At 66.8% G+C, this 22507-nt stretch carries 20 protein-coding genes and 2 pseudogenes; 11 read left to right on the top strand and 11 right to left on the bottom strand.

Translation table 11 applies throughout. The annotated features are described in order from the left end of the window. Positions 1-190 precede the first annotated feature (190 nt). Positions 191-1390, bottom strand: coding sequence for an acyl-CoA dehydrogenase family protein (locus C5O27_RS17040; RefSeq protein WP_127963219.1), 1200 nt, complete (start codon positions 1388-1390; stop codon positions 191-193). Beyond that, entirely contained in the window at positions 1387-2769 is a 1383-nt protein-coding gene (locus tag C5O27_RS17035; RefSeq protein ID WP_127963218.1) for an LLM class flavin-dependent oxidoreductase, read from the bottom strand. The genes C5O27_RS17040 and C5O27_RS17035 overlap by 4 nt, the downstream gene beginning before the upstream one ends. A 232-nt stretch (positions 2770-3001) precedes the next feature. On the opposite strand from C5O27_RS17035, the gene C5O27_RS17030 reads away from it, so the two are divergent. From C5O27_RS17030 to C5O27_RS17015, 4 genes are read left to right on the top strand one after another with little or no spacing between them, the layout of a single operon-like run. Further along, positions 3002-4669 (top strand): ABC transporter substrate-binding protein, encoded by a 1668-nt coding sequence (locus tag C5O27_RS17030; RefSeq protein WP_042375717.1) that lies wholly within the window; start codon positions 3002-3004, stop codon positions 4667-4669. Next, entirely contained in the window at positions 4666-5688 is a 1023-nt protein-coding gene (locus tag C5O27_RS17025; RefSeq protein ID WP_127963217.1) for an ABC transporter permease, read from the top strand. Before C5O27_RS17030 ends, C5O27_RS17025 begins: the two co-directional genes overlap by 4 nt. Continuing rightward, on the top strand, positions 5685-6569 hold the full coding sequence (locus C5O27_RS17020; RefSeq protein ID WP_244216532.1) for an ABC transporter permease: 885 nt from the start codon (positions 5685-5687) through the stop codon (positions 6567-6569). The genes C5O27_RS17025 and C5O27_RS17020 overlap by 4 nt, the downstream gene beginning before the upstream one ends. Continuing rightward, positions 6566-8296: a dipeptide ABC transporter ATP-binding protein gene (locus tag C5O27_RS17015; protein WP_127963216.1), complete on the top strand. Its 1731-nt coding sequence runs from the start codon at positions 6566-6568 to the stop codon at positions 8294-8296. The genes C5O27_RS17020 and C5O27_RS17015 overlap by 4 nt, the downstream gene beginning before the upstream one ends. Before the next feature lie 13 nt (positions 8297-8309). On the opposite strand, the gene C5O27_RS17010 is transcribed toward C5O27_RS17015, so the two are convergent. After that, positions 8310-8831 carry a methylated-DNA--[protein]-cysteine S-methyltransferase gene (locus C5O27_RS17010; protein WP_042375718.1) on the bottom strand — a complete coding sequence of 174 codons (522 nt, stop codon included), beginning with the start codon at positions 8829-8831 and terminating at the stop codon, positions 8310-8312. Between the two features lie 116 nt (positions 8832-8947). Here C5O27_RS17010 and C5O27_RS17005 point away from each other — a divergent pair, with 116 nt between their 5' ends. Further along, positions 8948-9370 carry a nitroreductase family deazaflavin-dependent oxidoreductase gene (locus C5O27_RS17005; RefSeq protein ID WP_006360869.1) on the top strand — a complete coding sequence of 141 codons (423 nt, stop codon included), beginning with the start codon at positions 8948-8950 and terminating at the stop codon, positions 9368-9370. A 387-nt stretch (positions 9371-9757) separates the two neighbouring features. Here C5O27_RS17005 and C5O27_RS16995 read toward each other — a convergent pair whose 3' ends face one another. The 4 genes from C5O27_RS16995 to C5O27_RS16980 form a co-directional block, all read right to left on the bottom strand. Further along, positions 9758-10825 (bottom strand): cation diffusion facilitator family transporter, encoded by a 1068-nt coding sequence (locus C5O27_RS16995; protein WP_035752268.1) that lies wholly within the window; start codon positions 10823-10825, stop codon positions 9758-9760. 3 nt (positions 10826-10828) lie between these two features. Then, a complete protein-coding gene (locus C5O27_RS16990) occupies positions 10829-11227 on the bottom strand; it encodes an ArsR/SmtB family transcription factor (protein WP_042375720.1) in 399 nt (132 codons plus the stop codon). 41 nt (positions 11228-11268) lie between these two features. After that, complete coding sequence (locus C5O27_RS16985; protein WP_006360872.1) at positions 11269-12321, bottom strand: fused (3R)-hydroxyacyl-ACP dehydratase subunits HadA/HadB; 1053 nt, start codon at positions 12319-12321, stop codon at positions 11269-11271. An 83-nt stretch (positions 12322-12404) separates the two neighbouring features. After that, the gene (locus tag C5O27_RS16980) at positions 12405-13676 is read right to left on the bottom strand and encodes an oxygenase MpaB family protein (protein ID WP_127963215.1); all 1272 of its coding nucleotides are present in this window, start codon (positions 13674-13676) and stop codon (positions 12405-12407) included. A gap of 139 nt (positions 13677-13815) precedes the next feature. On the opposite strand from C5O27_RS16980, the gene C5O27_RS16975 reads away from it, so the two are divergent. After that, complete coding sequence (locus C5O27_RS16975; RefSeq protein ID WP_075862577.1) at positions 13816-14463, top strand: MBL fold metallo-hydrolase; 648 nt, start codon at positions 13816-13818, stop codon at positions 14461-14463. Between the two features lie 72 nt (positions 14464-14535). After that, positions 14536-16161, top strand: coding sequence for an HNH endonuclease signature motif containing protein (locus tag C5O27_RS16970; protein ID WP_425269611.1), 1626 nt, complete (start codon positions 14536-14538; stop codon positions 16159-16161). Between the two features lie 33 nt (positions 16162-16194). Here C5O27_RS16970 and poxB read toward each other — a convergent pair whose 3' ends face one another. Further along, the gene (gene poxB / locus C5O27_RS16965; protein ID WP_127963213.1) at positions 16195-17931 is read right to left on the bottom strand and encodes a ubiquinone-dependent pyruvate dehydrogenase; all 1737 of its coding nucleotides are present in this window, start codon (positions 17929-17931) and stop codon (positions 16195-16197) included. 160 nt (positions 17932-18091) lie between these two features. Here poxB and C5O27_RS23055 point away from each other — a divergent pair. Further along, positions 18092-18225, top strand: a pseudogene (locus tag C5O27_RS23055) (LLM class flavin-dependent oxidoreductase); the annotation flags it as partial. Between the two features lie 219 nt (positions 18226-18444). Next, on the top strand, positions 18445-18861 hold the full coding sequence (locus C5O27_RS16955) for a DUF7715 family protein (protein WP_006360877.1): 417 nt from the start codon (positions 18445-18447) through the stop codon (positions 18859-18861). Positions 18862-18945: 84 nt separating this feature from the next. On the opposite strand, the gene C5O27_RS16950 is transcribed toward C5O27_RS16955, so the two are convergent. After that, the gene (locus C5O27_RS16950) at positions 18946-19800 is read right to left on the bottom strand and encodes an SDR family NAD(P)-dependent oxidoreductase (RefSeq protein WP_127963212.1); all 855 of its coding nucleotides are present in this window, start codon (positions 19798-19800) and stop codon (positions 18946-18948) included. A 165-nt stretch (positions 19801-19965) separates the two neighbouring features. Here C5O27_RS16950 and C5O27_RS16945 point away from each other — a divergent pair. After that, positions 19966-20794, top strand: a pseudogene (locus C5O27_RS16945) (helix-turn-helix transcriptional regulator). Here the strand turns inward: C5O27_RS16945 and C5O27_RS16940 are convergent. Beyond that, complete coding sequence (locus tag C5O27_RS16940; RefSeq protein ID WP_006360880.1) at positions 20752-21375, bottom strand: maleylpyruvate isomerase family mycothiol-dependent enzyme; 624 nt, start codon at positions 21373-21375, stop codon at positions 20752-20754. The pseudogene C5O27_RS16945 and the gene C5O27_RS16940 sit on opposite strands and share 43 nt — an antisense overlap. Before the next feature lie 72 nt (positions 21376-21447). On the opposite strand from C5O27_RS16940, the gene C5O27_RS16935 reads away from it, so the two are divergent. After that, positions 21448-21885: a MarR family winged helix-turn-helix transcriptional regulator gene (locus C5O27_RS16935; protein WP_006360881.1), complete on the top strand. Its 438-nt coding sequence runs from the start codon at positions 21448-21450 to the stop codon at positions 21883-21885. On the opposite strand, the gene C5O27_RS16930 is transcribed toward C5O27_RS16935, so the two are convergent. Beyond that, positions 21876-22502: a GyrI-like domain-containing protein gene (locus C5O27_RS16930; protein WP_127963211.1), complete on the bottom strand. Its 627-nt coding sequence runs from the start codon at positions 22500-22502 to the stop codon at positions 21876-21878. The two genes, C5O27_RS16935 and C5O27_RS16930, sit on opposite strands and share 10 nt — an antisense overlap. Positions 22503-22507 lie beyond the last annotated feature (5 nt).

The following is a 22507-nucleotide window of genomic DNA, read 5'->3' as shown; positions in this document are numbered from 1 at the left end:
TCCGGCTGAGCGTCATCGGCCGAAGTCGTCGAACCCTGATCGACATCGCGCGCGACCTCATCTCGGCGTGACAGCACGACGGGCCTGGTGACGGAATGTCACCAGGCCCTTCGAGGTTCGTCGCTATGGCTCCTCACACCTCAGGGAGCGAGGGATTGTTGCTGCCGTTCCCTCTCTTGCAGGCAAGATGTCAGAAGTACCCGTTCGCCGGGAGGGGAGTGCCGTTGACCAGCAGGTCACCGAGCGCGATCGCCTTGTATGACGTCGGGTTGTGCAGCGTGACCGTGCGGATGTTGCGCCAGTGCCGATCCAGGTTCTTGGCCCGGCTGGCCGACGACGCGCCGCCGACGTCGAACAGATCGGCGGCAGCACGCAACCCGACGCGGTCGACGTGGACCTTCACTCGCGCGGCCGCCGTGGATGCCCGGACGAACAGGTCCGGCTCGATCACGCCGCTGCGTGCCGGCGCGAACGCCTCCTCGATCGTCCGTGCGGCATCGAGGACCGCGGCCCGCGCGACGTGGGCGGCCGCGTCGATCTCACCGACGGTGCCGAGCAGCACGGGGTCGTGGCGCGGCGACTCGGCGGGCGCATGGTCGAAGGTCCGCGTCCGTGACCGCAGAAGCGCGGTCGCATCGTCGCTGACCGACAACAGGATTCCGGTGATCAGCGCCTGTAGGTAAAGCTGCAGGAACGGTCCGTCGTTGGCGATCGCGGCGGTCGACGCCGGGTCGGTGAAGGCCAGGATGTCGTCGGCGGTCACCCGGACGCTGTCCAAGGTCGTGGTGCCGGTACCGGTACGGTTCTGTCCGATCCCGTCCCAGTCGTCGACGATGGTGACGCCGTCGCGGTCGACGGGCAGGACGATCCGAGCGACCTGACCGTCGAACTCGCCGCCGCGAACCGTCGCGGTGACCGACACGTAGTCCGAGAATGCGGTGCCGGTGCTGTAGAACTTGACCCCGGTCAGCAACCACCCGCCGTCGACGGCACGCAGTTCGGTCTGGAACGAGAGCGAACCCGCGCTGCCGGTGCGTTCACTGGTCGCGTTGCCGAACACCCTGCCCGCCGCGATCTCTGCGACCCAGCGGTCGCGGACGGGGCCGTCGGGGAACCGGCGGATCTGCTCGACGAACCAGAAGTGCGCCCGCAGGATGTGGGCGACGATCGGATCGGCACGGGCGAGATCGATGAGGAAATCGAACAGCTCGGGGGCGCCGGCACCGGGGCCGGACGACTCGTCGAGAGTCACAGCGGTCAAACCGGATTCACTCAGCAATCGCACCTGGGCGTGCGGGTCGATGCCGGTCAGTTCGCGCACGGCGGCATCGGCTGCGATCTCGGACAGGATCGTCGAACGATCGGAGACGACGCGGGTCAGGACACTCATGCCGGCACCTCGACCTTCTCGGCGAACGCGCCGCGGTACGCCGCGGCGGGATGCGTGTCCGGAAGGGTGTCCCGGCCGGTCAGCTTGCGCCGGCTCGTGCCCGGCGCGTATTCGTGCTGGGCAAGTCCGCGCTCTCGCAGCACCGGCAGGACATGCTCGGCGAACTCGATGTAGCTGTTCGGGATCGTCGCGTTGATGACGTTGATGCCCCCGACGCCGGCGTCGCGCCATTCCGCCAGTCGATCGGCGATCTGCTCCGGCGTGCCGACGACGCGTCCGCTGCGGCTACGCAGTTCGGCCAGGTCGCGGACGGTCGGCTCACGATCGGGTACGGCCTCGCGCAGCCACAGCAGGGTGCTCTGCGTGCCCTCGGTCTTGATCTCGCCGATCGGGGTGTCGAGGTCGTAGAACCCGAGATCGAACCCGAGACCACCCGCCGAGTGGGCGATGATCGTGCTCGGGTCGATGTACTCGTCGAGCTCGGCCGCCTTTCGCCGTGCCTCCTCCTCGGTGCTCCCGATGACGAACGAAAGACCCTGGAAGAACTGGATGTCCTGAGGATCGCGGCCGGCTCTGGCGGCCAGACGACGGGTGTCGTCGACGAGTCCCTTGGCTGCTTGCGGTGTGGGCGACACGATGAACTGCGCCTCGGCATTTCGTGCGGCGAACCGACGGCCCGTGGGTGACGAGCCGGCCTGGAACAGCACCGGTGTGCGCTGCGGCGACGGGGCGACCAGGTGCGGTCCCTCGACGCGGTAGCGGTCGCCGACGTGGTGGATCTTGTGGACCTTGTCGAAGTCGGCGTGGATGCCGCGGATCCTGTCCTGGACCAGGGCGCCGTCATCCCAGCTGCCCTCCCAGAGCTTGTAGACGACGTCGACGTACTCCTCGGCCCACGCATACCGGTCGTCGTGCGCGGTGATGCCGTCGTATCCGAAGTTGCGCCAGGCATTCTGGGACAGGCTGGTCACGATGTTCCACGCGATACGTCCGTTGGAGGCGTGATCGAGCGTGGAGATCTTGCGGGCGAAGTCGAAGGGATGTTCCTGCAGGATCGAACTGGTGATGGCGATGCCCAGGTTCTCGGTGTGCGACGCGAGCGCAGAGGCGAGAACCAGTGGATCGTTGCTCGGGATCTGCAGTCCGGTGTCGACGAACTTCTTCCAGTCGCCCTGGTAGTCGTCGTAGAGTCCGACGACGTCGGCGAAGAAGATGAAGTCGAATCTGGCTTCCTCCAACGTCTTTGCGAGGTCGATCCAGTGCTGGAGGGAGTTGAAGTCCGTTTGTCGCGCATCGGGAGCACGCCACGCCCCGTGCAGGATGTGGGACGTCGTGTTCATCACAAATGCGGCGAAACGCAAGGGTTTTGGCTCTGACACCCGGATGACGGTACTCACGCCCCCCGCTTCGTGCGTCCTTGTGCTCAGGGTGAATCCAAAGCCTGACGTCGACGTCGCCGATCACTACCGTACGAGCTGACCGCGGGTCGCCTCTGCAGCTTCTACGTGCCGCGACACCGGCGCCGACCCGCCGGCCCCCGTGGTCCGAACTTGTTCTTCTGTTTTCCATCACTGTCGAAATCACGACTCTCGATCTCGAGGAGTACCTGGCGTGTTCAGATCTGTCCGTTCCAGACGGACTCGAACCCTACTGGCAGTCGGCCTGTCGGCCGCTGCGCTGCTGTCGGCGTGCGGCGAACGCCCGGCCACCGGAGACGGTACGTCGACGGGCGTGCCCGCAGCGGCCGGTGAATACCTCGACGGCGGCGTCATCGAGTACGGACACGAACAGGAACCGCCGTGCATCCACGGCGGCTGGGTCCAGAACGCCTACCTCGCAAGGCAATACCTCGACAACCTCGTCTCACTCGACGACAACGGGTCACCGGTGCCGTGGCTGGCGACGAGCTGGGAGATCTCGCCCGACCGCAAGACCTACACGTTCCGCCTCAAGCCCGACGTGAGGTTCAGCGACGGGACCGATCTCGACGCGGCCGCGGTGAAGACCAATTTCGACAAGTACCTCGATCCGGACGCTCCCAACGGAACGGTGATGGCCTATATCGGCCAGTACTACGCCGGTGGCGAGGTTCGCGATCGCAACACCTACGTACTGCACCTCAAGCAGCCGTACAGTCCGCTCCTCACGGTCCTGACCCAGGGCTACTTCGGGATTCAGTCGCCGACCGCGCTCGCGCGCGGGAAGAAGGAGAACTGCTCGAAGCCCGTCGGGTCCGGGCCGTTCATCATCGAACGCTGGGATCGCAACCGCAGCATCACCTTCGTGCGGAACGCGAACTACAACTCGGCGCCGGCCAACGCGAAACACCAGGGACCGGCCTATGTCGACAAGGTGATCTGGAAGTTCCTCAAGGACCCGGTGTTACGGTACGGCTCGCTGACCAGCGGATCATCCGACGTCATCTACAACGTCCCGGCCATCAACTGGGCCGACGCGACAACTCGGTTCCAGACCAGGCAGTACGTGACACCGGGACGCCCCAACGCGATCACGCTCAACGTCGATCACGCACCGTTCGACGACGTCCGGGTGCGTCAGGCGTTCGCCTACTCTGCCGACCGCGAGAAGGCAGTGGAGACAGCATTTCTCGGCGTCGTCCCGTTCAACTCGAACGGAGCGCTGAGTCAGAGCACCCCCGACTACGACCCGGCCGCCGGCGCCTACGTCCGTGATCCGGAGAAGGCGAATGCACTGCTCGACCAGGCAGGTTGGACCGCGCGCGACTCCGACGGCATCCGAACCAAGGACGGCCGCCGTCTGACCGCACGCGTGGTGTACGCGGCCGACGCCATCGTCGGACCCGAGGGCGCGGCGATCCTGCAGAACATCGCCCACCAGGCGCGCGACGTCGGCTTCGACATCGAACTCGTCCCGGCGACGCAGAGCGAATACTTCGGCGGCAACTACGCCAAGGCGCCCACCTACGACGCCTACGTCGGCTACTGGACGAGTCCGACCCCGGGGCTGCTCTACATCAACTGGCGCCAGCGACTCGAGGATTCACCGAATCCCCACAACACGGCCTACTACAACGATCCGACCCTGCAGGGCTTCATCGAGAAGGCCAACAGTGCGGCAGACCCGGCCGAGCAGCGCGAGTTCTACCGCAGGGCCCAGAAGCTGATCGGCGACGAGGCACTGTCCATCGGCCTGTACACACAGACGACCTCGATCGCGGTCAACCCGAAACTGCACGACGTGTGGGTCGAGAAATCCCAAGGTGAACCGGTGTTCGCGGATGCGAGGTTTGTGCGATGACCATACAGGTCGACAAGACGACGATCATCGACCCGGAGTCGGCCGGCGAGCCGACCCGACGTCGACGCCGCGGGGGTTCTGCGGTGTGGCTGCGGTGGTTCGGCAAACTCGGCTCGGCCGTGTTCGTGCTGTGGGCGGCTGCGACGATCACGTTCCTCCTCCAGGTGCTCGCGCCCGGTGACCGCGCCACGCTGCTGCTGAACCTGTCGTCGGGGGAGAGCCGCGAACGCACCCCCGACGAACTGGGCCCGGTCAACGACCAGTTCGGGTTCACCGACTCGATCTGGCAGCAGTACCTGCACTACCTACAGGGTCTGCTGCGCGGCGACCTCGGGACGTCGTACCAGCTGAGTGAACCCGTCACCGAGGTGATCGCCGCCCAGCTCGGTCCCACGCTGGTGCTGACCATCAGTGCGCTGATCGTGGCCTGGCTGCTTGTCCTGGTGACCACGACGCTGACCGCCGGCCGCCGCGGTCCGGGCGGAGCGCTCGGCGCCCTGCTCGAGACCGTGAGCGCCGGGCTCCCGCAATACTGGCTGGGTTCGATCCTGCTGGTGGTCTTCGCGATCAACCTCGCCTGGTTCCCGGTCGAGAGCGGTGACTCGTTGCGCGGTCTGGTCCTCCCGGTTCTCACGCTGGCGATACCGCTGGCCGGATTCCTCGGCAGCATCGCCCGCGACGAGTTCGCCCGGGCGCTCGACCAGCCCTTCGTTCTCACCGCTCGGAGCCGTGGTCTCGGCGATCTGTCGGTTCGCGCCCGACATGTGCTGCGCCACTCGGTGATTCCCGCCGTCACGGTCTCCGGTTGGGCCATGGGGGCGCTGCTCTCGGGTGCGGTCATCGCCGAGACCGTGTTCGCGCGGGCCGGCATCGGACAGACCCTCGTCGCGGCCGCCAGTTCTCGCGACGTCCCGCTGGTCAGCGGCATCGTCGTGCTCGTCGCCGCGATCTACACCGTCGCCAACCTGCTGGTGGACTTCCTGTACACCGTCATCGACCCCCGGATCGAGGTCCCGTGACCACCACCCAGAAACCGTCCATCAAGACGTCTCGCAGCACGGTCACCGCACTGCCGGCGACCTCGCGGCGGCCGCGGTCGCTGCCACCCACCCTGATCGTCGCGCTCGGTGTGCTGGTCCTGCTGGCCGTGGCAGTCGTCGCGCCCGGACTCATCGCGCCGTACGATCCGCTCGCCATCAACCTCGACGACACGCTGTCGCCGCCGACCTGGGCGCATTGGTTCGGCACCGACCTTTCTGGGCGAGACCTGCTGAGCCGCATCATCTTCGGTACCCGGCAGTCGCTGGCCATCGGACTCGGTGCGGTAGGCGTGGCCCTCGTCCTCGCGTTGGCACTGGGAATCACGGCCGGACTCTCGGGACGTATCGCACAGGCCCTGGCGAACCGGTGGATCGACGTTCTGTTCGCCTTCCCGACGATCCTGCTCGGACTCCTGCTGACCTCGGTGTTCGGCCCAGGGCCGTACACGCTGATCTTCGCGATCGGGATCGGCATCGCCCCGGGATATGCGCGGATCATCCGCGGCCAGGTCCTGACGGTCCGCAATGCCGCCTACATCGAGGCGGCGACGGCGCTCGGGCACTCGCGGACGCGAATCCTCCTGCAGCACATCGCTCCCAACGCGCTGCGGCCGATGATCGTCACCGCGACACTGGGTATCGGTCAGGCGATCATCTGGGCGTCGGGGCTGGCCTACCTCGGTCTCGGCGTTGCGCCCCCGTCGCCCGAGTGGGGCGCCCTGCTCGACGCCGGACGCACCTACATCACCGTGGCCTGGTGGCTCGAGATCTTCCCCGGTCTCGTCATCGTGATCACCGCCCTGGCATTCACCACCGTGGGACGCCACCTCGGCGCCCGTCTGGAAGGAACCACCCGATGACCGTAGTCGCGACTCCCCTCGAGGACCGGACCGACGACGTCGCCGACCCCACCGGCACCGACGACTCGACGGCCCCACTCGCCGAGATCCGGGACCTGCACGTGTCCTTCGGCGGCCGCGAGGTGGTCAGGGGCGTCTCGTTCTCGGTGAGCGCCGGCGAATGCCTTGCGGTCGTCGGAGAATCCGGGTCGGGCAAGTCGGTCACCGCACGCACGCTCATCGGGCTCACCGGTGAGGGCGCCCGGATCAGCGCCGAGACAATCGCTTTCGACGGTCGGTCGCTGCTCGGGTACAAGGACCGGGACTGGCGCCGTCTGCGCGGCCGGGACATCGGATTCGTCCTCCAGGACGCCCTGGTGTCGCTGGATCAGCTGCGCACCGTCGGCAGCGAGATCGGGGAGGCCCTGACCGCCCATTCAGACTCCCGTGGCGGCGGTCTCTTCCGGAATCGATCACCGCGCCGACGCGCCGAACGCGACGAGAAGATCGAAGAACTGTTGACCCTGGTCGGGGTTCCCGAGCCCGGAGTCCGTGCAGCGCAGCGCCCGCACGAGCTCTCCGGTGGTCTCCGTCAGCGCGCGCTGATCGCGTCGGCTCTCGCGCAGGACCCGAAGCTGCTCATCGCGGACGAACCGACCACCGCCCTCGACGCCACCGTCCAGGCCCAGATCCTCGACGTCCTCGGCGAGGCCAAGGATCGTGGCAACGGCGTCATCCTCATCTCCCACGACCTCGCGGTCGTCGCACGTCTCGCCGACCGCGTCGCGGTGATGCGGCACGGTGAGATCGTCGAGTACGGCTCCACCGACGACGTGCTGCGCAATCCCACCCACGACTACACGAAGAGCTTGCTCGCGTCGGTGCCGTCGCGCACCTCCAAGGGCACGCTCCTGACGAGCGGTGAGACGCTCCCGGAGACCCTCGTGCCATCGCATACCGAGGCGCCGCCCGCGCTGCGTGTCCGGGATCTCCGAAAGTCGTTCGACAGCAAGGACAAGACGGCACGACCGGCGGTGCGCGGCGTGAGTTTCGACGTCCTGCCCGGTAAGACACTGGGCATCGTCGGCGAATCCGGATCGGGCAAGACGACCACCGCCCGCATGGTCCTCGGGCTCACGACCCCGGACACCGGGACCGTCGAGCTGAACGGGCGACCGTGGAGCGCATTGTCCGATGTCCGACGACGCGCGAACCGTCACCAGATTTCCGTCATCTACCAGGACCCGCTCAGCTCGTTCGATCCCCGCTGGAACGTCGAACGCATCCTGCGCGACAGCCTGCGTTCGCGGAATCTGCGCGGCACAGCACTCGACGACCGCATCTCCGAGTTGCTCGACAGCGTCGGACTGTCGGACGCGTTCCGCCGGCGTCACCCGCTGCACCTGTCCGGCGGGCAGCGACAACGAGTCGCCATCGCCCGTGCGCTGGCTCCGGAACCGTCGGTGATCGTGTGCGACGAACCGGTGTCGGCTCTCGACGTCTCGATCCAGGCCCGCATCCTCGACCTGCTCGCGATGTTGCAGGTGGAAACCGGTGTCTCGCTGGTCTTCATCTCGCACGATCTCGGGGTCATCCACCACGTCGCCGACGACATCCTGGTGATGCGCGGGGGAGAGGTCGTCGAATACGGCGAGGCCGATCGCGTCTTCGGCAGCCCGGAGCATCCCTACACGCGGGAACTGCTCGCCGCGGTTCCGACGATCGGTGACGGGGAGCCCATCGCGTGAGACCACGCCCCGCTCAGAACAGCGTCGGCGGGAGCGCACCTTCGAATTCGAGGAGCCATCGTTTGGTCGCCGGACCTTCCCCGGTGAGGCCGCCGGAGAAACCGCCCAGGCCGTCGCCCGCGACGACGCGGTGGCACGGGATCAGCAGGGGGACCGGGTTGACGCCCATGATCGAGCCGACGCTACGCGCCGGGATGCCGGCGCCACTCATTGTCGCGAGCTCCCCGTAGGTGACGGTCGCGCCATACGGGACGTCACGGTGGAGGGCGTTCAGGACCGCACAGGCCGCTCCGGACACCCCGGAGAGATCGATCGGGAGATCGAACGTGGTCGACGAGCCGTCGAAGTAGGCGTGGAGCTGACCGACCGCCTCGACGAGGAGTGGTTCCGTCGGTGCCCCATCTCCTGGCTCGGGTGTCTCCCGCCAGGCGACACGAACGATTGCCCGTCCGTTTCCGGTGATCGTGATCGGGCCGACCGGAGTCGAGACGGTGGCCGTCGACGTGGGGTCGCTGTCTACCCGAGGTGAGGTCATGGGTCTGCCCTTCGCGAGCGTGCGAACCCACGGTAACCGGCCACCCCGACATTCATGGCAGTGTCCGGAGCTGTGCTCGCGGGAATAAGCGCGGACTCTGCGGCGTTTCCGAGCCCATGAGTGCCAACGCTGAATTGAGTCCTGAAGGCTGGGTCCGCGAGCAGACCGAGAAGATCCTGGAGCAGGGCACCACCGACGGGGTCCAGGTCATGGACCGCCCGATCGTCCTGTTCACCACCACCGGTGCGAAGTCCGGCAAGAAGCGGTACGTCCCGTTGATGCGGGTGGAGGAGAACGGCAAGTACGCGATGGTCGCCTCCAAGGGCGGCGCCCCCGAACATCCCGCCTGGTACTTCAACGTCAAGGCCAACCCGCACGTCACCGTGCAGGACGGCACCGAGATCAAGGAACTCACCGCGCGCGAGATCAGTGGCGACGAGCGCGCTCACTGGTGGGAGCTCGCGGTGGCGGCGTTCCCTCCCTACGCCGAGTACCAGACCAAGACCGACCGAGAGATCCCGGTCTTCATCCTGGAGTGATCCTTCTGCAGCCCGCAGGCACCAGAGCCCCCGACGACGTCGGGGGCTCTGGTGTTGTGGCCACCGAGTGTGCGTCAGCGAAGCGGGAGTGGGCATGAGACACGTCGTCGATTTCACGAACGTCTCCACGCAGGGCGACATGATGATCGCCTCACGTCCGCTCGAGGTCAGCGACTTCGAGGTCGACGGCCTCCACGTGTCGTACGTGTTCTACGACTCGGGACTCGCGATCAACGTCGTGTACAGCATCGACCCGGCTATCAAAACGCGCCGTCGGCTTCACACTGTCCGACGGCACGGACGTGCCCGGAGAACTCGAATCGAGGCTCGAGTTCGCGCGGCAGAATTCGACACTCGCCGGCACCGTCCGCGGCTCGTACTTCGTCGTCAAGGGCGAGTACTGACCGAGTGTTCGTCGTGGGAGCGATCCTCGTGTGCCGGACAGGCGTGGATCAGCGCACTGGTGAGCTTCGGAACGGCATGGGTCAGCTCGTGTTCGGCGTCCTGCGCGATGGTGTGCACCTCGATGAGCCGCAGGTTCGGGTCGACGTCGAGTTCGGCGTCGACATGGAGACGGTGGCCGATCCAACGCATGCGGACGCTCCGGACGGCGAGCACTCCCGGACGTTCGGCGAGGGTTCTCTCCGCGGTCTCGACCAGGGCCGGGTCCACGCCGTCGAGGAGGCGGCGGAAGACGTCGCGCGCTGCCGTGCGGAGCACCGCGAGGATGGCGACGGTGATCAGCAGGCCGATGATCGGGTCAGCGAGTGGAATCCCGAGTGCCACGCCGGCTGCGCTGAGCAGCACCGCCAGCGACGTGAAACCGTCTGTGCGCGCATGGAGTCCGTCGGCGACGAGTGCGGCCGAGCCGATGCGTCGGCCGACCCGGATGCGGTAGAGCGCCACCCACTCGTTGCCGATGAAGCCGACGAGTCCGGCCAGTGCCACCCATCCGACGTGGTCGATGGGGCGGGGATCGACGAGTCGGCCCACGGCCTCGTATCCGGCGATCACGGCCGACAGCGCGATCATCGCGACGACGAACAGACCGGCCAGGTCCTCGACCCGTCCGAACCCGTAGGTGTAGCGGCGAGTGGCACGCCGGGTGCCCATCGCGAACGCGATCCAGAGCGGTAGCGCGGTGAGCGCATCCGAGAAGTTGTGAATCGTGTCCGCGGCCAGCGCTATCGAGCCCGATGCGGCGACGATCCCGGCCTGCGCCACCGCGGTGACGCCCAGGACCACCAGGCTGATCTTCACGGCCCGGATACCCGCTCGCGACGATTCGAGCGCCGAGTCGAGGCTGTCGGCGGCGTCGTGGGAATGAGGCGCGAAGATCTCGCGTACGACTCCGGCGAGTCCGCGGCGGTGCGAGTGGCCGTGGTCGTGCGAATGGCCGTGGGCATGGTCATGCGGGTGATCGTGTGAATCCTGTTCACGGCGAAGGTGCGTCATCGCTCAGGCCTCCCGCTCGGTGTCGTGATCGACGGCGCGCAGAGCGGCGTCACCACGATGGTGCGGCGGCACACCCGGCCCGGCGTGCTCGGCGTTGAAGACCGCATCGGTGACGAGCCGTCGGACGTGCTCGTTCTCTAGGGAGTAGTGGATGGTGGTCCCGGCGCGTCGGGTCCGGACGAGCCGCGCCATCCGGAGCTTGGCGAGGTGCTGTGACACCGAAGGCCCGGGCTTGCCGACCACTTCTGCGAGTTCGCTGACCGACATCTCGGTGTCGGCCAGCGCCCATAGCAGTTGGATACGGGTCGGATCGGCAAGCATCCGGAAGACCTCGACCACCAATCGCACCTGGTCCTCCGCGATGGGAGGGTGGGCGTTCGGTGAATGCTTATCTGCATTCATATGCAGATAGTAGCGGGTTCCGATGAGGGGCGGAACCGGCGTCAGGAGAAGCGGATGTTCATGGTCGCGAGGCCGAACACCTTTCGGCCGCCCGACTTCGCGACGATGATGACGACGCCGGTCCGGGTCTCCGGGTCCAGCGACTTGATGCGTCCGCTGAACTCGATCTCGCCACCGTCGACGGCCGACACGGGAACGGTCTGCGACAGGCGGACCGAGTAGCGAGTGACAGCGCCGGGGTCGCCGGACCACGACGCGACGAATGCTGCACCGAGACCCATGGTGAACATTCCGTGGGCGATGACGTCGGGCAGGCCGGCGAGCCTGGCCACGGCTTCGTCCCAGTGGATCGGGTTGGCGTCGCCGGCGACACCGCCGTAGTTGACGAGGTCGCCGCGGGAGATGCGGGCGGTGTGGATCGGCAGTTCGTCGCCGACCGACAGATCGTCGAAGGAGCGGGCGCCGGACGGGCGCGTCGCGCCGTCGGCGACGCGGATCTCGCCTTCGGGCCGGACGGTCTTCTCGTACAGGTGGTGGGTGTCCTCGTGGCTGAAGATGTTGACGTCGTGCATCATCACCTTGCGTACCGCGGCGCTGAGGCCCGGATCGACCTCTTCGGCGGTCACGCCCACGACGGTGGTGTGCATCGTGTGCACCTTCTCGCCCGCGGCGTCGGTCATGGTGTTGGTCACCGTGATCAGTTCGCGGCCCGCGACCTTGCGCACGCCCGACAGTTCGACGTCGGTGACGAGCTCGTCGCCGGCGACGATCGGCCGGTGCTGTTCGAAGGCCTGCTCGGTCTGCACGTAGGTGTCGTAGCCGACGATCACGGACTCGAACAGCTCGCGGTTCGCCGCCATCGCCGGGATGGAGGTGAACGTCAGCGGCGCGACGAGTCCCGAATACCCGAGTGCGGCAGCAGCTTCGGGCTCCCAGTGGGCGGGGTGGTAGTCCTGCACCGCGCGGGCGTACTCGCGGACCTTCTCGCGTCCCACCTCATAGGAGCCGTCGAGGACGTAGTAGTGGCCGACGCGCGTCTCGAGGTCTGGCGCCTCGCCGGCTGCCGTCGGTTCCGTGATCGGGGGTTGGGTCATTTTGACAACGCTAATCGCGCGGGTTCCGTCGGCAAAACCGTGGTCGGTGTCCTGTCACGTACTCGACCGTGTCGGATGGAAGGTCACCGTCGCAATCCCTTGCCGTGCGCGAACTCCGCGGGGCGTCCCGAGGACTGCCAGGCGTGCCAGTTCTCCCGGTGCCGGCACATCACCTTCTCGTGCAGCCGACGGAACGTCGGGGAGATCCGGCGCAGCGTCTCGACGAGCGTCACGGCCGGCAACCGCAGGAGGATCAGTGCGAGTCCCGGGATCGGGTTGGGCATGTCGTAGCGGAAGCACGTCGTCGGCATCATGTAGATCGTCGAGTAGGCGGCGTACATCATGGCGTTGTACTTGCCGCGGATGCGCTCGAGGCCCGTCGCGCTCTCGTTGGCGAACGCGGCCGGGAACGATTCGATGAGTTCGGCGCCGTCGGCGCCGGCGTCGTAGCTGCGGGTGGTGTTGACGAGGGCCAGCAATCGCAGTGAGTCGGCGATGGTCTCGGGGAACCACTGGGTCCGCACGCCGAGGAGGTGCCCGAGGTAGCGCTGGTAGTGCAGCAGCACCCGGATCTCTCGGGGTGTGGTCTGGACCCCGGTCAGCCACAGCGCCGACGCCGGCACGACGCTGCCGCCGAGCAGGGTCAGCAGCTGATACGACTGGCTGATCGGCTCGCCCCACCGTTCGACGTCCCACTCGGGGTGCTTCGCGACGGTGCGTCGGACCCACACATGCATCACGCGGACCCGCATCGCCGTCGCCCGGCCGGCTGATCCCGGGGTGAGCAGCGCGCCGGGCTGGGACACGTCGATCCAGAAACGGGAGGTCTCCAGGAATCGGCGCAGCGCGTTGTCGCCGGCATATCCGCCTGCCAGTGACAACGGCTTGGCGACCGCGGCCTCGGTGTTCATCTCGAGAGTGATCCCACCGGCGACACTGAACAGGCCGGTACCCCAGCGGCGCCAGATCGCCTCACCCTCGGCGATGAGATGCGGATCGACCCAGTCGGGAACGGTCTCGAACTCCTCGAACAGTTCGACGAGTGCGGGCGGCGGGTTCTCGACGCTGTCGAGTCCGTCGGTCAGGGCCTTGTCCAGCAGTGTGCGCGCGGCTTCGGGGCCGAGCGTGCCGTAGACCTCGTCGACGAACCGCTCGGCCACGGGATCGGTGCGGAACATGTCCTCGGCGAAGGTGTGCAGGTGTTCGGGCTCGGGGTAGAGGTCCTTGCCGGTGACCTTGCGGACGAGGGCGCGCGTACGCCGGAGCTTTCGGTTCGACATCGCGGCGTCGTAGCTGACGGCCCTCGGGAAGCCGGGGGCGTCGTCGATCGGTCGACTCGGCAGCACTGCGGACACGGGAACCCCCAACTGTTTGAGACGAATCGAATGATGTGTATCACTCGAGGGTTGACCAGCGCACGTTCGCCCTTGACCTGAAGTTCACTTGAAGTTGCACGGTGGGGGCGGAGCCGTCACCACTCAACGAGGAGATCCGATGCGACAGGTGCTACCCGACCTCTGGGAGACAACGACCGACAACCCGTTCCCCGGTCTCACCACCCATGCGTATCTGTGGACGTCCGACCGCAACGCGCTGTTCTACTCGATGGCATCGGACGCCGAGTTCGACGATCTGGAGAAGCTGGGCGGTGTCGACGACCAGTACCTGTCCCATCAGGACGAGGCCGGCCCGATTCTCGGTCGTGTCGAAGACCGGTTCGGGGCGACGCTGCACGCGCCCGCTCCCGAGGTCGAGCGGATCGGCCGCTTTGCGCGCGTGGACATCGCGGTCGCGGAACGGTACGTCGACGACAACGGGGTCGAGGTGATCCCGACTCCGGGGCACACGCCCGGCAGCACGTGCTATCTGGTGCCTGGTGATGACGGTCTTCGGTACCTGTTCACCGGGGACACCCTGTATCTGAGCGCATCCGGGGAATGGGCCGCCGGATACCTACCGTTCAGCAATGCGAATACCCTCGCGGAGAGCCTGCATCTGCTGGCGACCCTCGCTCCCGACGTGGTCATCTCGAGCGCATTCGCCGGGGAGTCGGCGGTGAATCAGGTTGCCGCGCAGGACTGGTCGGGCTACATCGAGCAGGCGCTCGAAAGATTGGCAATCGCGTCCGGAACAACACGTTGATGTGCGGGTGATCTGCTGGTGAAGCCTGTGGAGCTTTCCTGCGTGACGACGGATTCGTGCGTAACATCGAACATGCATTCGAACCGCGGAATCTTGGGGGTGACCGTCGTGGCCGTTGCTGCAACTGTCGACGCCGCCGACCCGGCACCCTCTGACGCGGTCGCGATCATCGAGCAGATGCACGCCCTCACCGACCGGTTGCAGAATGTTGACCTCTCTCGATTGTCCGATGTCGAGGTCGACCAGGTGGCCGCCGAGAACGAGCGTCTGATCGCCCGCCTGACCTACGCCGGCAACCAGCAGATCGTCGAGGTCGAGAACCGCAGCCTGGCCCGAAAGACCGGTCACCGCAGCATCATCCAGTATATGCAACACCGCCTGCGGATCGCCTTCCCCGGCCGACGCCACGCCGAGGTGAAAGCCACCGCCACCTACACCGACCTCACCACCGGACAACCACTCGAACCCGAACTGCCGACGCTCGCCCGAGAATTGGCCGACGGCCGGGTGGGGTCTGCCCACGTTCATGCGGTGATGGACGTCGTGGACCAGATCCCACATGCCGTCCCACACGATGTGCGCGCCGCCGCCGAGCAAACCCTGGCCGAATACGCCGCCACGCTCACGCCCGCCGAGATCGGTCAGGTCGGTGCCCGACTGCTGGCACACCTCGACCCCGACGGAACCCTCACCGACCACGACGACCGCGTACGCCGCCGCAACCTGCAGGTGAACCGGCAACGCGCCGACGGGACCTCCAAACTCATCGCCAACCTCACCCCTCTGGCGCGGGCGCGGATCATGACTTTCCTGGCCGTCTGGGCCCGACCGGGCATGAACAACCCCACCGATCCCGAATCGCCGTGCGGTTCGATCGAGGACGCCGACCCCGAGGTGGTCGCGGCAGCAGCCGACCGCGACCACCGCACCCCCGCACAGCGCAATCACGACGCCCTCAACGCACTGCTGGAAGCGGTGTTCGACGACGGAATGCTCGGCAAGACCCACCGAGGCCTGCCGGTCCAGCTGATCGCCAAAGCCGAGCTCGACGACCTCATCCGCGAAACCGGGTCCGCCACCAGCGCCGACGGCACCCTGATCCCCATCGCAGACCTCATCGCCATCGGCGCCGACGTGCAGCCCTGGTTGGCGGTGTTCAGAGACGCCACCGCGGTCCCGCTGTACTTCGGACGCGGCAAACGACTCGCCACCATGGAACAGCGGCTCGTCTCGTTTGCCAGACCTGACGGCGAGATGTGCTCCAACCCGGACTGCGACATGCCCACCACACACGTGGAAATGCATCACGCCCACACCGATTGGGGTGATGGCGGATTCACCGACATCGACAATCTCACTCCGGCCTGCACCCGCCACCACCACATGGTCGGTGACCAACCCGGTCAATACTCGACCCGGATGATCGCCGACGGCGCCGACGAAGGCAGATGTGTCTGGCAGTTGAACGCCGAACCAGGGGCGCCACCCAACCCCGAACGCATCAACCGGCGACCCGACATAGCCGGACGGTTCCGCGAAGTCCTCACCGACATTCGTGACGCCATCCACGGACAACTCGAACCGTTGTCCGTCGATGCACCACGCCCACAACTACGGCAGGTCATCGATCGGCAGGAGGCGTCACCCGCCGAACTCGCCATTGCCTCGGTGTTGCTGAATGCTGCCTACCTGAACTGAGACGGCCTGCCGAGTATCCAGAACTGGTGGCAGTCAGTCGAACAGTCGCCGGAACACGTTGGTCTCGGCGAGATCGACCAGCTCGTCGCCCCGGCCCGACAACACGGTGCGGAGGGCGTAGAGCGTGAATCCCTTGGCCTGGGCGGCAGTTACCGTCGGCGGGATCGAGAGCTCCTGGCGGGCGGTTGTGACATCGAGTAGCGCCGGTCCGTCGTGGGCCAGGAATTCGTCGATGGCCCCGGCGAGATCGTCGGGCTGCTCGACCTTGCGTCCGCGTATCCCGACGGCCTCGGCGAGTTTCGCGAAGTCGGGGTTCTCCAGATCTGTCCCGTAGTTGACGAACCCGGCCGCTTTCATCTCCACCTCGACGAAGTTCAGTGAGGAGTTGTTGTAGACGACGATCTTCACCGGCAGTTTGTTCTGGGTGATGGTCAACAGCTCGCCGAGCAGCATCGCGAGTCCGCCGTCGCCGGCGAGTGCGATGACCTGGCGCCCGGGGAAGGCGGTCTGCGCACCGATGGCCTGCGAGACCGCATTCGCCATCGACCCATGGGTGAACGAACCGATCAGGCGGCGGGCGCCGTTCATCACCAGATAGCGCGCCGCCCACACGACCGGGGAGCCGACGTCGGGGATGAACACGGCATCCGCACCGGCCTTCTCACTGATCAGCCGGGTGAGGTACTGCGGGTGGATGGGTGCCCGGTTGCGGTCGTTGTCGGCCAGTTCGTCCAGACGTCGACGCGCCTTGGTGTAGTGCGCGAGAGAGGACGTCAGATGTTCCGGATCGCGGCCGGTCGAGACCAGCGGGATCAACGCGCGCACGGTGTCGCCGACGTCTCCGACCAGCGGTACGTCGACCGGGCACCGGCGGCCGATCTGCTCGCCGCGGATGTCGACCTGGATGATGGTCGCCTTCGACGGGTAGAACTGCTCGTACGGGAAGTCGGTGCCCAGCATCAGCAGGGTGTCGCACTTCTCGATCGCGCGATAGCCCGACGAAAAGCCCAGCAGCCCGGTCATTCCGACGTCGTAGGGATTGTCGTACTCGATGAACTCCTTGCCGCGCAACGCATGCACGACCGGTGCTTGTAGTGTGCGGGCCAGTTCGACGACCTCATCGTGGGCGCCCTGCACGCCGGCGCCCGCGAGGATGGTGACGCGCTGGGCGGCGTTCAGGGTGTCCGCGGTGCGCGTCAGGTCGGCATCGGTGGGCCGCACGACGCGCCGAACCTGCCGGATCGGGGCTCCCGCACGGCGTTTGGGGCACGGCTTGAGGAACAGCTCGCCGGGGATGACGAGCACCGCCACGTCGCGTCGCTCGACCGCGGTCCGCAACGCCACATCGAGCAGTCGCGGCATCTGGTCGGGGGTGCTGACCATCTCGCAGAATGCGCTGCACTCACGGAAGAGCTGTTCGGGGTGGGTCTCCTGGAAGTAACCGCTGCCGATCTCGGGGCCGGGGATGTGGGCGGCGATGGCGAGCACCGGGACGCGGCTGCGATGGGCGTCGAAGAGTCCGTTGATCAGGTGGAGGTTGCCGGGACCGCAACTGCCCACGCAGACTGCGAGTTCGCCGGTGAGAGCAGCCTCGGCGGAGGCAGCGAATGCAGCGGCTTCCTCGTGGCGGACATGCTCCCAGGTGATGGCCTCGGTGCTGCGTAGGGCGTCGGTGAGACCGTTGAGGGAATCGCCCGGAAGCCCGTATACACGCTGCACTCCGGAACGTTCGAGCTCTTCGACGATCCTCTCGGCGACTGTTGTCGACATGGCGATCCATTCGGTCGAGTCCGTGTGAACCCCGACTATAGACGCGACGCCAGCGGTACCGACCTGGTTCAACTTTCGTGCGCGATGATTCGCGGCGTGGCGTTCGGTTTCGCCGATGACACCAGCTGTCCGGCACAGCGCGGTGAACCACTGCAGGGACTCCGTCGACCTCCTCAGCGGCGGACGCCTCAATCCCGGCGTCGCCGTGAGTGTTTCGATGCGCTACGACGATTTCAGGCCCCACTCCACCCGGAAACCCATGACATCGAGAACTTCTCCAAGGATCGCGTCGTCCCAGGGTCTCGTCGTCATCCCACGGACTCGGCGACCTCGCCCGACGACTCGGACCTGTGCTGGCGGGGTAGCCCCGGCGCCTGTGGATGCCGCCGGGCTGTGGATGGCGTCGTCGGCCACGACGCTTCTCGTCGGGGTCCGTCGTCACAGTGGATCGCACCACGCCGGGCGGCGTGGGCCTCGTGTTCTGCGAGGTGAATCGACACACGGGAGTCGCTCATGAAAGTCCTGACCGCCACCTCCTCCGGTGCCACCCGAGAGGATGACTTCTGCCACGCCGTCGAGGGCGAGATCGTGCTGCCGTCGGTGGTGTGCGATTCCCGGACCTGCGGATGCGACCGCGCGTTCGGCGGACTCAACTCTCACCAGGCCACCACGACGATCATGGTCCGCGACCTCGACCTGACCGTCGAGGATCTGGTGGCGGCCGCCTTCGGATATCTGGAGTCCGCAGGATGGGCCGATCTGCTCAGGTCCGATGTCGTGCCCGAAGAGCCGGCGGACCCGGTTGCGGCATACGCCCTCGAGCTGCTGGTGCCGACGCTGGTGCTGGCCGCGCAACTCGATCCCGGAGTCATCATCCGGGTCGCCTACAACCGCAGAGCCGACGCGTGGGAGTACGCCGTGGCGAGCTGATCACCACGCCTGCTCGCCGGCAGACAGTATTTCGGTGATGCGTCCTCGGTCGAGGTCGCATCACCGAAACGAAGTCCCATGGACTCAGCCCTGGTGATCCGAGGTCACCGCGAGGTCCTTCGCGGCGTCGAACTCTGCCCGGAGAGTGTTCAGCCGGGCGTCGGCGAACTCGAGTGAGCCCGAACCCAGGAGCTGGTGCAGCGGCGCGTCGCCCTCCACGGCGACGGTGATGATGGCCGCCGCGGCGCGGACCGGATCGCCCAGCTGGGTGCCGGGCATGGCCTGGTGTGCCCGGGTCATCTCGCGGATGGCGGGATAGGCGTCGACTGTGGACCCGGGCAGACCCAGCGAGGTGGCACGCAGGAAGTCGGTCCGCAGGTACCCGGGTTCGATCAGGTTGACCGAAGTGTCGAAGTCGGCGATCTCGGCGGCGAGCGACTCGGTGAGGCCCTCCAGTGCGAACTTGCCTGCGCTGTACAGGCCCCAACCGGGGAACGTGGTCAGGCCGAGGATCGACGACACGTTGATGATGTGGCCACCGCGGCGTGCCCGCATCTGGGGGAGCGTTGCCCGCAGCACGTTCCAGACCCCGAAGATCTGAACGTCGAACATGTCGCGGGCCTCGGCGTCGGTGACCTCCTCGACTGCGGCGAGGAAGCCGTAGCCCGCATTGTTGACCACCACGTCGATGCCGCCGAACCGATCGTGCGTGGCCGCGACCGCAGCGGTGACCTCGGCTTCGTCGGCGAGCGACACCTGCAGGGGGAGAAAGTGACTCGTGTCGATGCCGGCGAGGGCCTCGGTCAGTCGATCCGTCGAGCGTGTGGTGGCGGCGACGTTGTCACCGCGCTGCAGCAGTTGCGTGACCAGCTCCAGGCCGAGGCCGCGCGAGGCGCCGGTGACGAACCAGGTGGCCGGACGATCGGTGGGGTAGCTCATGATTGCCTCCTGTGTGCTCCGGCTCGTCTCTCGAACCGGTGGCACCAGAATCGCGCCGCGAAAGGCCCTGTGGGACGTCATAACTGATCACGTCGAACCCAGGACCGCGCAACCTGGGATTGAGAGACCCAGGCACGGTCCGCACCGGACGCGCATGATGTGGTCATGGCCGATCTGAATCGAGAACTCGCGGATTTCCTCCGCCGTGCTCGGGCCGCGCGCGATCCGCAAGAGGCCGGCCTCCCCGACCGCCGGGGTGTCCACCGACTACTACACGCGTCTCGAGCAGGGCCGGCGCATCGTCCCGTCGACGCAGGTCATCGACGCGGTCGCGCGTGCCCTCGGGCTCGACGACGTGGGGCGTACCCACCTGCATGACCTCGTCTCGGCGACGCGGACTTCGCGGGCGGCTGTACGGTCGCGTTCAGCGGTGCAGCGCGTGCGACCCGGACTGCGCCGGTTGCTCGACTCACTCGACGCGCATCCCGCGCTGGTCCTCGGCCGCCGGACCGAAGTGCTGGCGGCCAACCGGATGGCGTGTGCGTTGTTCGCCGACTTCGAGCGCATGCCCGGACGCGAACGGAACTACGCCCGCTGGATGCTGCTCTCCGACGATGCGCGCAGCCTCTTCGTGGAGTGGGAGGTGCAGGCCCGCAACGCAGTAGAGGCGCTCCGGCTCGAGGCCGGACGCGCGCCGGAGGATCGCGACCTCATCGAACTGGTCGGGGAGCTGTCGGTGTCGAGTCCGGAGTTCCGGCGGTGGTGGTCGGAACATCAGGTCCACCAGCGGACCTTCGGTTCGAAGCGACTCGTCCACCCTGTCGTCGGCGACCTCACCGTCGATTACGAGACCTTCGAGTTGCCCGGAGACAACGAACAGGCCCTCTACATCTACACGACCGAGCCGGGATCGTCGTCCCGCCAAGCGATCGCGATCCTGGCGAGCTGGAGTCAGCCCGCGCGCGAACCGGAGTCCGAACCATCGGACGGCTGAGGTGCACTCGCCGGGACGCGCCCGCTGAAGCACATCAGGATGTCGCGGATCGGAGCCTCGACGACCTGACCCGACCCGGCTGCGAAGTCGACGTCGGTGGCCTCGAACCGGAGCCCGCGGTTGCGGCGTCGGGCGAAGAACGGGAAGGCGACATCCCAGATCTCCTGTGCCGCGGCCGCGGCGGCGTCGACCGGCATCGGTCGATCGATCCCGAGCGGAACGGCGATGTCCTGGCCGTGGAGGAGGGAATCGATGAGGGGCGCCCGCTCGTTGGTCGCGAACGGGTGACGTCGTGAGCCGACCATCGCGCGGAGTTTGTCCGCGGCCTCGCGCGGTGGTGTCTGATCGCGGACGGCCATCTCGCGGATCATCGTGTTGAACCGGAAGCCGTACCGAACGGCTGCCGGGATGACCTGGCGGGCGCCCGCGTGTGATTGGGTGAGATGCACTGCAACGTCGCGGACCGTCCATCCGGCACAGAGCGACGGTGTCGCGAGTTGTTCTTCGGACAGGGATTCGATCAGTGCGGCGAGGTCGATCCGCTGCTCGTCGATGTGCTTCCACAGGGTGTCACTGTCCATGACGGGCTCCCGTTCCGAATTAGTCAGGGTGCCTGACCATATTAGTCAGGAATCCGTACTAAAGTCAACGGCGTGACCGACGAACGACCGGCCCTAGGCGTCCTGATGTTCGTGGCCCACCGGTCCATCGAACGGCGGGTCATGGCACGGCTCGCCGCCGTCGGGGCCGACGACATCACCCTCGCGCAGAGTCGCGTGGTGCAACGGCTCGCGCCCGAGCCGATGCGGCTGACCGACCTCGCCGAGCAGGCGGGCGTCACCAAGCAGACCGCCGGTGGCATCGTTGACCAGCTCGAAGCCGCGGGATACCTCGTCCGCGTCCCCGACCCGTCGGACCGCCGGGCCCGGCTGGTGACTCTCAGCGACCGTGGCGTCGAGCTGTGTGAGATCGCGGCGCGGGAGGTCGAGGCCATCGAACAGGAGTGGCGCGATCACCTGGGTGCCGACGACTTCGCGGCTCTGGAGAAGTCGTTGATGCGCCTGCGTGAGGTCACTGACCCCTATCGCTGAATCCTCTCGACGGGCTGCCGCAGGACCGTGCGGAGTTTCTCCGGTGCGGTCTTGCGAAAGTCGCTGAAATAAATCTCGTGGTGGTGTCCGCTCATGCTCAGGCCGTTGGCGGGGATGAACTCGTGGTGCATCCGTGCCAGGACGGGCGCCTCGTCGTCGAAGGAACCGAGGTGCAGGGTCTGCACACAGAGTCCCTCGTCGAGGATTGCGGTGCGTAGATCGTCGAGTCGGGGCGGCGGTTTCTTCGCGCCGACGGTTTCGATCACCGAGTCGATCATGTCGTCGGGCAACCAATCCGGGATCATGATCATGAGTGTCCAGTTCCACCTGGTCTTGTCGAGGGCGTCGGTGAACACGGTCAGGTCCTCGGCCCACCACCGGCCTTCGAGGGGTGGGACGACGTAGTCACGCGCGAGTCCGCGGCTGCTCGCGAACTTGAGCTTGTAGGCGACCGGATACAGGGTTTCGATCGCGGCGGCGAAATCAGGGGAGTCGTTGGGATCGCCCGTGCCGTCGATCATCAGGTATCGCATAGCCGGGACCTCGAGGATGCGGAACTCGCCGCGTCTGGCGCGGTAGGAGTCGAGTGTCTTCTTGAAGTCGACCTTGTCGCTCACAGGGT

It is taken from the genome of Gordonia alkanivorans (assembly GCF_004011905.1).
Classification (GTDB): Bacteria; Actinomycetota; Actinomycetes; order Mycobacteriales; family Mycobacteriaceae; genus Gordonia; species Gordonia alkanivorans.
The sequence above is the reverse complement of the archived record's forward strand: the minus strand, read 5'-3'. Positions and strand labels throughout refer to the sequence as shown.